Here is a 14,274-nt window from a genome sequence, read left to right as displayed (position 1 = left end):
AAAACATTTCAGAATTAAAGAGTTTTATCAGAATAGGATTTCTACAGAGCCTATCATTGTAATTAATTTCTATTTAACCTAATTTTTTCACAGCTCAATTCCTATGTTTATCTGTATATCAATTCTTAATTAAAAACAGTTATATATTTGAAAACGTATCAGGATGTGCATGAATCCATTTACGGCAATTGCGCTGGCAGTCTTTTTACCTTTTATATCCGCAGCATTGGTTCCGGTAGCACAAAAAATCCTGAAACATAGGATAGGATGGTTCGCATCAGCAATTGCAGTTGTAAGTTTTTTGCTGATTGTATCGGTAGCACCTGCTATTATCCATGGTGAGATTGTAACAGACGCCGTTTCTTGGATACCATCTGTAGGTGTTGAATTCAGTATTTATGCAGACGGTTTAAGTCTTTTAATAGGATTGATAGCATCAGGAATTGGCATAATCATAATGTCATATTCTAATGGATACATGTCCCATAAAGAAGACCTATCAAGGTACTATCAATATCTTCTGCTTTTCATGGGTTCTATGAGTGGTATGGTTTTTTCAGCCAATACCATTCAGCTTTTCATATTCTGGGAGCTCACAAGCATTACATCATTCATGTTGATTGGTTTCTGGAGACACAGACCACTGTCGATATATGGTGCAACAAAATCACTGATTATCACTGCAGCCGGTGGACTGGTGATGTTTATAGGTTTTTTAGTGCTCCATTCCATCACCGGTACTTTCGACATACCAACTATTCTTAATGACCCTTCTACGATAGAACGTATAAAAAGTCATGATTTATTTCTTGTTACACTGGTCTTTATATTCATAGGTGCCGCTGCCAAATCTGCTCAGGGCCCCTTTTATATATGGTTGCCAAACGCAATGGAAGCACCAACACCTGTAAGTGCATTTTTACATTCTGCTACAATGGTCAAAGCAGGAGTATTCCTCATAGCCCGTATACATCCAATATTTTCAGGAACTGAAGCATGGTTTTTACTGGTCTCGGGAACAGGTATGGTGACCATGGTGCTTGCTGGGTTCCTGGCTTTCCGGCAGAACGATATAAAAGGAATACTTGCGTTTTCTACCATTAGCCAGCTCGCTTACCTTGTAACCATGTATGGATATACGACATATCACGAACCAGGTATAGGTGTTGCAGCAGCAACCTTCCATCTTTTAAACCATGCAACATTTAAAGCATGCCTGTTCCTTGTGGCTGGTATCGTTGCACACGAAGCTGCGACAAGGGATATCCGGAAACTGGGTGGTTTGCGACATGAAATGCCTCTAACTTTTATTGTAGCCTTTATAGGGGCACTTGCAATGGCGGGCATCCCACCATTGAACGGATTTCTGAGTAAAGAAATGTTTTATGAATCATCTGTAGAAATGGGTGCTGCTCTTGGTTTCCCGTTTAGTTTACTGGTTCCCGGGATTGCAGTTATCGGTGGGGTGTTAACATTTGCCTATTCTATAAAATTGATAGATGGTATATTCCTTGGAAAACGCAAGGATGAATTTTTGCCACACCATATACATGAAGCGCCTTATGTGATGTTAATACCTGCGGGTTTACTTGCGGGTCTTATAGTACTTTTCGGATTGGTTCCATCTATACCTGTACATAGTGTTATAGAGCCGACAACATCCGGTATACTTCTTGAAACAGTGCATCTGCATGTAACCCACTGGCATGGATTCACTCCTGCATTTATGATGACAATAGTTACATTCATACTTGGTTTGCTCACCTACACAAAGTATGATTCTCTTGCACAGTGGCAGGATAAATTCAATGCATCATATCCCAAGATAAGTGTCAATTATTATTATGATTCAATAGTAAACAATGCACGGACCAATGCACACCGTATATCATCAATTTTACAACCCGGTCCTATCAAAACCTATATCAATGCACTCCTGATTTTAGTGATAGTTTTAATAGCTCTGCCTTTAATAATTCTTTCAGGTAACCTGATACCTCAAACCTTGAGTTTTAATGTACCATCCTATGAAGCGCTGCTCATGTTGTTGATGGTTGTAGCAGCAGTTGCAGCGACAGTTCTTCCAAAATACCTTCCTGCAATTATTGCACTATCTTCGCTTGGATATATGGTAAGTCTCCTGTTTATCTATTTAAAGGCTCCTGACCTGGCATTAACCCAGATACTTGTGGAAACATTAACTACTATTATTTTCCTGCTTGTAATAGTACGGATCCCTCAGACATTCAGGGAAAAAATCCCTAAGGGTACTTTGACAAGAGATATATTTATATCTGGTTTAGTATCAGCAGGGGTTTTTATTGTATTGATTAACGCTACACAGGGGATAGTGTCACCTTTTGAACCTCTTTCATATTATTTTATCGAAAAAAGTGTACCTCTTACAGGTGGACACAATCTTGTTAATGTGATACTGGTCGATTTTAGAGGATATGATACACTTGGTGAAATCGCAGTATTATGCCTGGCAGCGCTTGGTGTTTATAATCTGGTTCACAGCAGGAGTGAGAAATAATGACTACATTGATTACCAAAACTATATCAAAAATCAGCGTACCTTTAATTATATTATTTTCAATCTCTCTTTTGATTGCAGGACATAACAGTCCAGGTGGAGGGTTTATTGGAGGAGTTATGTTTGCAGCTTCTTTATCACTGCTTTATGTTGTATTTGGGCTCGAATCTATAAAATCCGTTTTAAATCCTGACTGGGGAAAATGGTTTGGTTTTGGTTTATTGCTTTCAGTATCAACAGCATTTGGAGCTATTATATTTGGATATAATTTTTTCCGAAGCTCTATAAAATTTGTACATTTACCTGTTATTGGTGAGCTTGAACTTGTCTCATCTACATTATTTGATATAGGTGTCTATTTTGTTGTAATCGGTTCTTTATTGTTTATCTTTAAAAAAGTAGGTGATGATAAATGAATAATGCAGTCCTTTCATTAACTATTGCCATACTCTTTGGACTGGGGACTTTCCTGATTTTAAGGAGAGATGTTGTAAAAGTTATAATAGGTTTAAGTATTATATCTCACGCGGTTAATGTTCTTATTGTATCTACAGGATTATTCAACGGTGAAAAAGCGCCTATAATAGATGGACATGAATCTACAAGCTCATCAATATTATTCAAGGATGTGTTGGATAATGATATACTGGCACCTGTTGTGACAAGTGCAAATGAAGTCGTTTATGTAGACCCACTTGTACAAGCGCTTGTCCTCACGGCAATAGTTATTGGATTTTCAATTACAGCATTCATATTGATACTAGCTTATCGAATCTATGAAGAATATGGTACCACAGATATAACTGAACTCAAGAGGTTATGGGGATGAATATAGCTGGAATGACTGACCATCTACCTATTTTAATGGTTGCAGTACCTATCCTGCTGTCAGCACTTATGATGTTTTTGCGATCAGTGCCCACGGTCCAAAAAATAATTAATCTGGCGGTATCTTTTGGATTGTTTGTTTTTAGTGTTTTACTCATAATTAATGTATGGAACAATGGCATCATTGTGTATGATATAGGTGAATGGGGCAAATATGGTATTGTACTAGTAGCCGATTTACTCAGCGCCGGTATGGTGCTTTTAAGCAGTGGTATATCATTCCTAGCTTTGCTGTATTCAATGGACTACATGGAAGATAAGTCATTGAGTTCAACCTATCATTCACTTTTCAATTTACTTATAGCAGGTCTTAATGGAACATTCCTTACAGGTGACCTATTCAACCTTTTTGTATTCTTTGAAATTTTGCTTTTATCTTCCTGTGGCCTTGTAGTGGCATACGGTAAGGGAGGTTTTACTAAAAGTGACCATAAAATGGAAGCAACTTTCAAATACCTGGTATTGAACATGGTTAGTTCTTTTATCATGTTAATTGCGATAGCTTCACTTTATGCAACAGTGGGAACTTTGAATATGGCTGATATGGCTGCAAAAATAAATTTCATGAACGAGGCTGGGAATTTACCCTGGCATGTGTTTCCTGCAGCATTGCTTTTTATTGTTGTATTTGGTAATAAAGCAGCAATTTTCCCACTCCATTACTGGCTACCGGATGTACACCCATCAGCACCATCACCTATCAGTGCAATGCTTAGTGGTGTGCTTATAAAAGTGGGTGCCTATGGAGTAATCCGTATATTTTTCCTGATATTTAATGGGACACTGTATATATTCCAGCCGATAATCATTTTCCTGGCACTTGCTACAATTATCATAGGCTCGATATCAGCAGTTGGTCAGGATGACATCAAGCGCCTATTGGCTTATTCCAGTGTCAGTCAAATTGGTTATGTATTCCTTGGAATCGGTATGGGTACTGTAACTACAATAGCAGCATCCCTTGTGTATCTTGCAAACCATGCCGTTGCAAAATCGATGTTGTTTATGACCTCTGGGAGCATCATCCATGAAGCAGGTACAAGAGATATGAGGAAGATGGGTGGTATGGTGAACAACGCACCGTTTTTAAGTGGAATGTTTCTGATAGGAGCAATGTCTATTGCAGGTATCCCTCCCATGGGTGGATTTATTGCCAAATTTGTGCTTTTTGATTCGGGTATCACAGGGGGATACTATATCCCGATAATTATAGCTCTAATATTTGCAATTTTTACAGTGTTTTATATGATTAAAGCATGGCAGAGGATGTTCTGGGGAGAAGTACGAAATGAAAAATATGATGAGTATCATTCACATGGAATATCCTGGGAGATGTCAGTACCTATAGTTATTTTATCGCTAGTGGTAATTGTTTTTGGGCTGTATGCAGAACCACTTTTATCATTTGCACAATCAACGGCATCTCAGGTACTTGACCCCCAAGATTATATTAATGCAGTACTAACGAGGGATGTGCGATGAAACAATATATTATCTATTCTATACCACTTGCAATTTTGTGGTGTTTTGTTAATGGGGATGTAAGTGTTGTTAATTTTATTTTCGGATTGATTCTAAGCCCTATTGTAATCAAACCGTTCAAATCGCTTTACAATTTTGAGTCTGATATAAGTATAAGAGATAAGCTAAGGCGGATTCCAAAACAATTAAAATACCTGGCAATGCTTATTAAAGAAATAATAAAAGCTAATATTCTGGTGGCAAAGATAGTACTGCAGCCACGAATTAACATCAATCCCGGTATCATTGAAGTACCGATACGTGCAAAAACAGATGTAGGAATCACTGCAATTGCAAACACAATTACACTTACACCTGGGACACTTTCCATAGACGTGGCGGATGATAGGTCTGTTTTGTATGTACATGCGATCGATATAGATGACCGTGAAAGGATACGTGCATCAATTGCCAATATGGAAAAATACATACTGGAGGCATTAGAATAACTACGATATTGTTTGATTTTGTACTTACATTTCTGATATTTTCGATGATACCCTGTGTATACAGGGTTGTAAAAGGACCTACAATTCCCGACAGAGTAGTAGCACTTGATGCAATGACACTATCTATAGTGGCAACACTTGGTGTTTATTCTTTCATACAGGGTTCGGTGTTTTTTATGGACGTAGCACTTGTATTATCAATAATTACATTTATAGGAACTATAACGATATCCAAATATCTTGATGAAGGAGTGGTATTTTGACAGAATTTGGTTTTATTCTTGAAATTCTAAGTAATGCTATACTTATCATTGGTTTGTTTTTTGTATTCCTTGGTACATTAGGCTTGATTCGTTTACCAGATGTATATAATCGGCTACACACCACTACAAAAATTGGAACACTTGGTGCATTTGGTGTTATGTTAAGCCTATTACTAAGGGTAGGATTCAATGCTATGGGACTTAAAGCAATAACCATAGGATTGTTTCTGCTGTTAACAGCACCAGTTGCTGCTCATATGATAGGTCGTGCAGCTCACAGACACGGTGTAGGCCTATGTGATGATACGATAATTGATGAGTATTGTGAAACTTATAAGAAATAATTACATATCCTGTATCCTGAATAAATAATATGGATGGTCGAAATATATATATATATTTAATTTATTCACTATTTATTCCTTGATAGCTCATTGATTGTTTTTCTCCGGAGGTTGCAGATATGATACCGTCTCAATATATATTGAGTTTAGCAATGATACCACTATTATCTCTGTTGGTACTGGTAGGTTATTATGTATTTATTCCGGATGGTTTCAGGGGTTCACATGGAAAATATAGAATTAACGAGCTTATCATTGGCTCTGCTATTTATATGCTTCCTGTAACTCTTGTATATTTTTTGGTTGATATGCAGGCTGCAATTACAGATTTACTAGGTATAAGCTCTTATGTAAACTATGCCACATATCTAATAATGATTGAGGGTAATATAGTTAGTTATTTCCAAAATATTGCTACACCATCACTGACATACATTAGTAGTGTCATATATTTACTGGGATTTCCTTTTTTACTGGTGTTCACATTTTTTATACTTGTCTATACCCGTAAATTCAAAGCCCTTGAAGAATATATTATTGCATTTGTACTTATATATATAATAGCCTATCCTGTTTTTGTATTTTTCCCGGTAAAAGTAACAGGACATACACTTCAAAGTGTTGAACCATTGTTATATAACCTGAGCCCGATTATTGTACATGGTATTGAAATGAGTGACCCGGGTCTTAATAATTGTTTGCCCAGTTTACATACAGCGATGTCCATGATGGCAATGATGATCGCGACCTTTAGAACAAATTTTTTGCGTTATAAATTATTTTCCATTGTGGTCACTACCTCCATATTGTTTACTATACTTTATCTTGGAATACACTGGATAACAGATATGGTAGCAGGTATTGCACTGGCATTGATTGTATATTTGATTGTAACCAGATACAGGGATACCATAATCAAGTTACCTACAAAAATATTATCCTTTTTTGGAGAGAAATTTGGTATGTCTGATTCATCGATTACAGTTTTATGTATCAATTGTTCATTTGAAATTCCTGTGGAATATTTACCACTTCAATCCGTTAAGTCTACTCAATGCCCTTATTGTAATACTGTCCAGGAATATCATCCACTCGCCCATATGCTGGAACAGCAGATAAAAACAAGGTTTAGTAAAAAATCACGGTCTGAAAACTGACCTTTAAATTGTAAATAATAAAACCCTGTTGATAATACATGACTTATAAAATAGTACCTTTCAGGATGGGGAATTCAAACGCTTATCTGGTCATCGGTAATAATCTGAAATTACTTGTTGATACCGGTATCCAGGGACATCTTCATAATATGGAGTACACTCTATCTTCTAACAGATTTGAATTTTTAGAGCTTGATTATATTATTGTGACACACTCACATTACGACCATGCGGGCAATCTGGCTGAAATAAAAAAGAGGAGTGGTGCCAAAATTTTTGCCCACATAGATGAGTTAAAATTTTTGAATTAGGGGTATATGCCGGTTCCCAGAGGTACCACGGTATTTTCAAATACTATTTCATATATTGCAAATCGTTTTTCATCCAGCAAAACAAGATATGATCCTGTGAATCCGGATTTTATTATTGATGGTGATTGTGAACTTGTAATTTTTCCAGGGATTAAAATTCTTACAACACCGGGACATACCCGGGGTTCAATAAGTGTCATTGTAAATGATGATTATGCAATTGTGGGGGATACACTTTTTAATGTATTTACAAATTGCTTTTATCCACCATTTGCTGATGATGAAAAAGCATTAATTGAAAGCTGGGAAAAACTTTTATCCACTGGTTGTAAAGTCATTTACCCGGGGCATGGAAAACCTATTCCATTTGCAAAATTCAGGGAATGTTTTTTTCAAAAACAAACAATAAAAAATAGCTTTAATATTAATGGGTTATTTTAAATTTGTATTTTAATATCGAAACATTTATATTGACTTAATTTTAAATTTTTATTCTATGTTGGATAAGGCTACTAATTATATAGGAAATATTCTGGAAATTGCGCTTTATGGTGCTGTTCTGATATTTGTTTTGATGATACTTTACACGGTCGTCACTGCAATGGGAATTGTCTGATGTATATCTGGATAGTTTATACTTTTTTATCATTTCACCGATTTTAAAAGCTTATGCAGGCATATATTTTTGAATTTTAAAGTCTTATATACCACTGTTAATTCAGAGTAACAACTTATTTAATAATCTAAGATATTAAATTATCAATGGTTGAGTATTATGCGGGAAGATTATATTGATACAGAATACGAACCAGGACCCGATGAACTGGTATGTGAATATTATATAGAACCGACAGATGGTGTGAGCTTTGAAAAAGCATGCAACCATATGGCAGGTGAAAGTTCAATAGATACATGGAGTGATATCTCCACATTAAGTCCTGAAAGGGCTCAAGAATTAAAACCCCATGTTTTTTCTATTGATAAAGAACGTGGAACAGTGAAAGTTGCATACAAACAGGACCTATTTGAAATAGATTCCGTGCCCCAAATACTCAGTGCTATAGCTGGCAACATAATGAGTATGAAGCTTGTGAAAAACCTTCGCCTTGAGGATATTGCTTTTCCGGAAGATGTACTCAATAGTTTCAGGGGTCCAAAATTCGGGCTTGATGGTGTACGTGACCTCTTCAGAGTCTATGACAGACCACTGGTTGGTACTATTGTAAAACCCAAAGTAGGTCTGTCTTCTGAACAACATGCTGGAGTTGCCTACAAATCATTTGTGGGTGGATGTGATGTTGTAAAAGATGATGAAAACCTTACAAACCAAAAATTCAATGCTTTTGATAAGAGAGCACAACTTACACTGGATGCGGAAGTAAAGGCGGAAAAGGAAACAGGGGAACGTAAAATGTACCTGTGCAATATAACGGCTCCTACCTGTGAAGAAATGCTTCGAAGGGCAGAAGTTATCAATGATTTGGGTGGCAAATATGTAATGATTGATATAATTACAGCCGGATGGAGTGCTCTCCAAACCCTTCGTGAAGCAACCGAAGATATGGATCTTGCCATTCATGCCCATAGATGCATGCATTCAGTAATGACAAGAAATCCCAGACATGGGGTAAACATGGGAACACTTGCAAAACTCACCCGCCTTATCGGTCATGATCAATTGCATATAGGTACAGTGGTTGGCAAGATGCACGGGGATGTAAATGAAGTACTTTCCCTCAAGGATGAATGCGTACTTAATCACGTGCCTGAAAACGATGAATTTAATATACTTGAACAGGAGTGGAGTAATATAAAACCCATGATGCCAGTAGCATCAGGAGGTCTTGAACCAGGAATGATTCCTGATTTGTATGATATGTTTGGTAAAGATGTTATCATGCAGTTTGGGGCAGGGATACACGCTCATCCAATGGGTACTGAAGCAGGAGCAACAGCATGCCGCCAGTCGGTTGATGCAGCTCTTAAGGGTGTTCCATTGGATGAATATGCCGGCAACCATAAAGAACTGAAATCTGCTCTTGATAAGTGGAGTTATAAATAGTTTAAATAATTGTATAATATATGTTCTATAAATCATATGGTCAAAAAAACAGAGATTCTCAGGATAAACAGCAGTAACTTCAATGAATCCATACGCAAAGCTGCTGAAATCCTCAAAAATGGAAGGACGGTTGCATTCCCAACCGAAACAGTCTATGGTCTTGGAGCTAATGCCCTGGAACCTGATTCTGTGTATAAAATATTTAGGGCAAAAGGAAGACCCCCAGATAATCCTTTAATTGTTCATATAGCATCAAAAGAACAGGTAATGGAACTTTCAGAAAACATACCTGATGATGCTTTTGTATTGATGGATGCCTTCTGGCCGGGTCCACTTACATTAATCCTGAAACGAAAGAAAATAGTACCTGATGTAACAACAGGTGGATTGGATACAGTAGCAATACGTATGCCGGGTAATAGAATAGCACTTGAGTTGATAAAAGAGGCAGGTATTCCTATCGCTGCACCAAGTGCCAATATTTCCGGGAAACCAAGTCCCACAACAGCAGACCATGTTATCTCCGACCTCTATGATAAAATCGATGCAGTTGTTGATGGAGGGCCTGTGGATATAGGAATCGAATCCACTGTTGTGGATATGACATCTGAAAAACCACTAATCCTCCGCCCAGGTGGTGTAGGTATTGAAGATTTGAAAATATATATGCCTGAATTAGAAATTGGCTACAGCAAGGAAAAAATGGTAGGTAAAAAAGTAAAATCACCTGGTATGAAGTATATTCATTATTCACCGTCTGCAAAGGTCGTGCTTGTGGAAGGATTTAACGGGATTTCAGATACAATCAATCAAATTATATCTGATTATCGTAAGAAAGGTTTGAAAGTAGGATTACTGGCAACCAATGATACTGCTGATTACATAACTGAAAAAGGTTTAGATACTTTCCTGCTTGGAAATAGAGATGATATCAAAAAGATTGCAAGCAATGTGTTCAGAGGACTGAGAACACTGGATGATTCTGATTTGGACATAATTATTGTGGATGGGTCAATAGAATATGATGGTGTAGGGTCCGCAGTTATTAACAGATTGCAGAAAGCAGCTAACGAGATAATAATTCTGGAAAAAGGTGAGAATATTGAAACCTGAAAAAAAGGAGCAAATGGTTAAAAAACAAAAAGGTGCAGAAATAATTAGAAGGAACAAGAAAATAAATATGGTTAATATAGGAGTTCTCAGTATCGGATTAATCCTTATGTTGCTGGGTTACAAAAGCGTAGCTGAACATTTTATATGGCTTGGGTTTATAATATTTTTGTACACCGCAGGTACAACCTTTATGGCAAGAAGACAGTCCAGAAAATGATGTACAAATATTAATTTTTTATTTTAACATTTTGTAATTTGCATTTTCCCATGCTGTCATACTGCCTAGCACATTGTAGACTTCATCAAATCCATTCCTTTTAAGTATACTTACCGCCAGGCTTGCTCGGCGTCCTACATTGCATACTACAGCAATAGGTTTGTTGGTAGGTAATTCATTGATGCGGTTTTCAAGTTCACCTACATATATGTGTACAGCATTCTCAATATGACCTTTTTCCCACTCATCATTACGCCTAACATCAAGTACAGTCAATTTGTTGTTCTTAATCTCGTCATTTAGTCTGTGAACATCCATTAGCCATGATTTTTCAATTTTCAATCCTTCATTGTACCAGGATTCTATCCCTTCTTTTAAATAGCCTTTTATGTTGTCAAATCCCAATCTAAGAAGGTAGCGCGTAACAGTTTCAAGATGCTCTTTCTCTTCCATGGTCAGTAAAATCGGTTTCTGATAGGATAACACCCATCCTGCAAAAGCAGGTATTCCCTCTATCCAGATATTATACGAACCTTTTATGTGGGCACCAGCAAAAGAGACAGGTTCTCTGGTATCCAGTATGACAGCACCATCATTGATATGCTGTTTAAATTCCTGGGTTGATAGCGACAGAGGATATGTTGGTTCCATTAAAGGAGCACCTTTGAGATTGTACTCTTCCATTTTCTTAAAGTAATGAGGGATATAATGGTGCTCTGAATTTTTTAAATCCACAAACTCATCTTTATTTTCTACCTGTAAGGAAGGGTTTTTGCGTCTTTCTATTCCAAGTGTGCTTTGTTCCCGTTCGCTGATAGAACCGCCACAGATAGACCCAGCCCCGTGAGCAGGACAAAGAATCACGTGGTCACCTATAGGGAGTAATTTGTTGAAAATACTGTCATACATATTACCTGCCAAACGGGATGCATCATCAGGACCATAAAGGTCGGTTCTTCCAGTGTCACCAATGAACAAAGTATCTCCTGTAAAAACCATTATGCCTTCATCACCAGTCTCAAGCTCAGATAACAGATATGACATACTTTCATCGGTATGCCCGGGTGTGTGTATTGCGGTTAATTTCAATGACCCAAAATAAAAAACGTCTCCATCTTTGACATTGTTTCCATATTTGAAATCCAGATACTTACCGTGGTAGATTTCTGCACCTGTTAGATTTGCAAGTTCCAGAGAACCGATTACATAATCTTCGTTCCGGTGGGTTTCAAAAATATACTTAATTTTCAGACCCATCTCAAATGCAAGGTCTACATATAACTGGCAATCCCTTCTAGGGTCTATAACAATCGCTTCATCTTCTGACCCTATGAAATAGGAAAGATGTGCCAACCCTTCTGATTTTATTTTTTTGAAAAAAATTTACACTCCCCGTATTAATGTGATTATATTATCTGTTTAAGGCTATTTATGAGGTAATTGATATGGTTCTTTTCTTCATTTGCAAGTTCATGGAGCAGTTTTCTGGTATCTTTATTGCTCATGACCTCTGCCATACGTTTGTAAAAATCAAATGATAGGTATTCCTTCTCTATGGCGGTTTCCAGAACATCAATTTCATCTTTAAATATCTCCTCATTTTTTAACAGCTCTTTACTAATTTTTATACCACCCTCCATGTATTCAAAATCCAGTTCCTTTTTTAGTACTTCCAGTGGTGGAATCTCTTCATCGGTAATATTAGCGTAACGCCTGTATAGTTTGTCTATATGTTTTTCTTCAATCCTGGCAAGTCTGTCCAATGTTTCTTTTGTATCGCTGGATACCTCACCACTGTTCATGGATTTTAAATAAAAATCCTGAGAACCTTTTTCCAGTTTAATAGCAGTAAGAAGTATATCATCTATCTCTTCGTTACCGGCAATAAATTCCGGTTTTTCTTCAGGAAACCCTGAAAGTGTTTTATAGTTCCATTCAAGGAATCCACCATCCATTGTATAGACATTTTTAAAACCAAGCCCACATAGATGTGTAGCAGCTCCCAGACTCCTGCGACCGGCACGGCAATAGGTGATAATATTTTTGGTTTTATCAAGCTCATCGTATCTTGCATCTAATTCATCAAGTGGTATCAATTTTGCACCCGGAAGATGGCCTTGTTCATATTCTTCGGGTTGCCTCACATCCACTACAACAAAATCCCCTTCTCTATCACTATCAAGTATTTGCTTCAGTTTATTCGGAGATATTTTTGTTACATCTTCAGTACTGCATCCTATTTTCATACATTAACCCCCTATTAATCTGGAAGTTATTGGTTAATTAAGACTTATGTTTCCATATCCTGAAATTTTCCTTAAAAAACAGTATAATTGCTCATATTTTTAACGTTTGCTACGATGATAAATAAGTAATTAAAAAGGTATTGACAGTTAAAAATTTTTAAATTACTTGAATAATATGGGAAAAACATGGAATTATAATATGTTTGATGAGTATATAACAAACGCTGTTAAACATTTCAACGCAGTTATAAAAATCAAAACTTTCGATTGCATTTTGCCGTTTATTATATATATTAATATGGAGCGTAATAAAATGTTGATTGAAAGGCTCAATCAATGTAAAACCAGGTTGAAGAGTGGGGGTTCATCCAGAGATGAGGCATTTATTTTTAGATAAATGCCTCATTATATCAAATCAGCAAATTTTTTTCATTTGATTCATTTGATTTTTATACTAACATGATATGTAATCATTTATACATGAATTTGTAATAAACCTGATTCTTTAATCTGATTACAGGGTGATTTCTGGATGACAGATATGAATAGATTAAAACATTGCAAAAAACCCGAAGGTTTGTAGGGAAGAAAAGTAGCTCAGGATATGAATGAACACCATTTTGACCTCTGGAATTGGGGAATTGGACATATATCAGTTGCTTCTGATTCACTTGTCCTTGATGTGGGTTGTGGGGGAGGGCGAGCTGTACAAATTCTGGCTGAATTATGTCCCGAAGGCAAGGTTTATGGTATTGATTATTCTGAAGAAATGGTTAGTATGGCAAGGGATTTGAATAAGGAATTTATAAATGATAACCGTATTGAAATAGTGTATGGAACAGTATCCTCTATACCATATCCTGAAAATACATTTGACCTTGTAACAGCGTTTGAAACATACTATTTCTGGCCTGATTTGATAGGAGATTTAAAGGAAATCCATCGTGTCCTGAAACCAGATGGTACACTTCTTATAGTAAATGAAGTTTACAAACATGAAGATTTTGATGAGCGTAATATGGAATATGTCAATGCGCTGGATATGCACTATCATACCCCAGAAGAACATGAAGATATTCTCCTAAAGTCAGGTTTTCTATCCATCAAAATATACACTAAACCTGAAAATAACTGGATTGCTGTAGTAGCAAAGAAACAATGATATAT

General features: G+C 36.6%; 14 protein-coding genes and 1 pseudogene. 13 read left to right on the top strand and 2 right to left on the bottom strand.

Going from position 1 to position 14,274, the window contains the following annotated elements; genetic code table 11:
- Positions 1–169: 169 nt before the first annotated feature.
- The 12 genes and pseudogenes from mbhE (at position 170) to ACLFMM_RS01865 (ending at position 10,861) form a co-directional block, all read left to right on the top strand.
- Positions 170–2,536, top strand: coding sequence for a hydrogen gas-evolving membrane-bound hydrogenase subunit E (gene mbhE / locus ACLFMM_RS01920; RefSeq protein ID WP_410807025.1), 2,367 nt, complete (start codon positions 170–172; stop codon positions 2,534–2,536).
- The gene (locus ACLFMM_RS01915; RefSeq protein WP_410807024.1) at positions 2,536–2,952 is read left to right on the top strand and encodes a monovalent cation/H+ antiporter subunit B; all 417 of its coding nucleotides are present in this window, start codon (positions 2,536–2,538) and stop codon (positions 2,950–2,952) included. The genes mbhE and ACLFMM_RS01915 overlap by 1 nt, the downstream gene beginning before the upstream one ends.
- Positions 2,949–3,365, top strand: coding sequence for an NADH-quinone oxidoreductase subunit K (locus tag ACLFMM_RS01910; protein WP_410807023.1), 417 nt, complete (start codon positions 2,949–2,951; stop codon positions 3,363–3,365). Before ACLFMM_RS01915 ends, ACLFMM_RS01910 begins: the two co-directional genes overlap by 4 nt.
- The gene (locus ACLFMM_RS01905; protein WP_410807022.1) at positions 3,362–4,906 is read left to right on the top strand and encodes an NADH-quinone oxidoreductase subunit M; all 1,545 of its coding nucleotides are present in this window, start codon (positions 3,362–3,364) and stop codon (positions 4,904–4,906) included. Before ACLFMM_RS01910 ends, ACLFMM_RS01905 begins: the two co-directional genes overlap by 4 nt.
- A complete protein-coding gene (locus ACLFMM_RS01900; protein WP_410807021.1) occupies positions 4,903–5,394 on the top strand; it encodes a Na+/H+ antiporter subunit E in 492 nt (163 codons plus the stop codon). The genes ACLFMM_RS01905 and ACLFMM_RS01900 overlap by 4 nt, the downstream gene beginning before the upstream one ends.
- Before the next feature lie 44 nt (positions 5,395–5,438).
- On the top strand, positions 5,439–5,657 hold the full coding sequence (locus ACLFMM_RS01895) for a monovalent cation/H+ antiporter complex subunit F (protein WP_410807020.1): 219 nt from the start codon (positions 5,439–5,441) through the stop codon (positions 5,655–5,657).
- Positions 5,654–6,001 carry a monovalent cation/H(+) antiporter subunit G gene (gene mnhG, locus ACLFMM_RS01890; RefSeq protein WP_410807019.1) on the top strand — a complete coding sequence of 116 codons (348 nt, stop codon included), beginning with the start codon at positions 5,654–5,656 and terminating at the stop codon, positions 5,999–6,001. The genes ACLFMM_RS01895 and mnhG overlap by 4 nt, the downstream gene beginning before the upstream one ends.
- A gap of 119 nt (positions 6,002–6,120) precedes the next feature.
- Entirely contained in the window at positions 6,121–7,158 is a 1,038-nt protein-coding gene (locus tag ACLFMM_RS01885; protein ID WP_410807018.1) for a phosphatase PAP2 family protein, read from the top strand.
- 38 nt (positions 7,159–7,196) lie between these two features.
- Positions 7,197–7,910 (top strand): annotated as a pseudogene (locus tag ACLFMM_RS01880) (MBL fold metallo-hydrolase).
- Between the two features lie 334 nt (positions 7,911–8,244).
- Entirely contained in the window at positions 8,245–9,531 is a 1,287-nt protein-coding gene (gene rbcL / locus ACLFMM_RS01875; RefSeq protein ID WP_410807017.1) for a type III ribulose-bisphosphate carboxylase, read from the top strand.
- A gap of 36 nt (positions 9,532–9,567) precedes the next feature.
- The gene (locus tag ACLFMM_RS01870) at positions 9,568–10,644 is read left to right on the top strand and encodes an L-threonylcarbamoyladenylate synthase (protein WP_410807016.1); all 1,077 of its coding nucleotides are present in this window, start codon (positions 9,568–9,570) and stop codon (positions 10,642–10,644) included.
- Positions 10,634–10,861 (top strand): hypothetical protein, encoded by a 228-nt coding sequence (locus tag ACLFMM_RS01865; protein WP_410807015.1) that lies wholly within the window; start codon positions 10,634–10,636, stop codon positions 10,859–10,861. Before ACLFMM_RS01870 ends, ACLFMM_RS01865 begins: the two co-directional genes overlap by 11 nt.
- 18 nt (positions 10,862–10,879) lie before the next feature.
- On the opposite strand, the gene ACLFMM_RS01860 is transcribed toward ACLFMM_RS01865, so the two are convergent.
- Entirely contained in the window at positions 10,880–12,214 is a 1,335-nt protein-coding gene (locus tag ACLFMM_RS01860; RefSeq protein ID WP_410807014.1) for an MBL fold metallo-hydrolase, read from the bottom strand.
- Between the two features lie 53 nt (positions 12,215–12,267).
- Positions 12,268–13,107 carry a rhodanese-like domain-containing protein gene (locus ACLFMM_RS01855; protein WP_410807013.1) on the bottom strand — a complete coding sequence of 280 codons (840 nt, stop codon included), beginning with the start codon at positions 13,105–13,107 and terminating at the stop codon, positions 12,268–12,270.
- 604 nt (positions 13,108–13,711) lie between these two features.
- On the opposite strand from ACLFMM_RS01855, the gene ACLFMM_RS01850 reads away from it, so the two are divergent.
- On the top strand, positions 13,712–14,269 hold the full coding sequence (locus ACLFMM_RS01850) for a class I SAM-dependent methyltransferase (RefSeq protein WP_410807012.1): 558 nt from the start codon (positions 13,712–13,714) through the stop codon (positions 14,267–14,269).
- The last annotated feature ends 5 nt before the right edge of the window (positions 14,270–14,274 follow it).

Origin of the sequence: Methanohalobium sp., from assembly GCF_046546175.1 — an archaeon.
Lineage (GTDB): Archaea > Halobacteriota > Methanosarcinia > Methanosarcinales > Methanosarcinaceae > Methanohalobium.
The sequence above is the reverse complement of the archived record's forward strand: the minus strand, read 5'-3'. Positions and strand labels throughout refer to the sequence as shown.

Bases quoted from the DNA above. Each gene is read 5' to 3' on its own strand.
- mbhE (WP_410807025.1), top strand. From the start codon at position 170: ATGAATCCATTTACGGCAATTGCGCTGGCAGTCTTTTTACCTTTTATA.
- ACLFMM_RS01915 (WP_410807024.1), top strand. From the start codon at position 2,536: ATGACTACATTGATTACCAAAACTATATCAAAAATCAGCGTACCTTTA.
- ACLFMM_RS01910 (WP_410807023.1), top strand. From the start codon at position 2,949: ATGAATAATGCAGTCCTTTCATTAACTATTGCCATACTCTTTGGACTG.
- ACLFMM_RS01905 (WP_410807022.1), top strand. From the start codon at position 3,362: ATGAATATAGCTGGAATGACTGACCATCTACCTATTTTAATGGTTGCA.
- ACLFMM_RS01900 (WP_410807021.1), top strand. From the start codon at position 4,903: ATGAAACAATATATTATCTATTCTATACCACTTGCAATTTTGTGGTGT.
- ACLFMM_RS01895 (WP_410807020.1), top strand. From the start codon at position 5,439: ATGATACCCTGTGTATACAGGGTTGTAAAAGGACCTACAATTCCCGAC.
- ACLFMM_RS01885 (WP_410807018.1), top strand. From the start codon at position 6,121: ATGATACCGTCTCAATATATATTGAGTTTAGCAATGATACCACTATTA.
- rbcL (WP_410807017.1), top strand. From the start codon at position 8,245: ATGCGGGAAGATTATATTGATACAGAATACGAACCAGGACCCGATGAA.
- ACLFMM_RS01870 (WP_410807016.1), top strand. From the start codon at position 9,568: ATGGTCAAAAAAACAGAGATTCTCAGGATAAACAGCAGTAACTTCAAT.
- ACLFMM_RS01855 (WP_410807013.1), bottom strand. From the start codon at position 13,107: ATGAAAATAGGATGCAGTACTGAAGATGTAACAAAAATATCTCCGAAT.
- ACLFMM_RS01850 (WP_410807012.1), top strand. From the start codon at position 13,712: ATGAATGAACACCATTTTGACCTCTGGAATTGGGGAATTGGACATATA.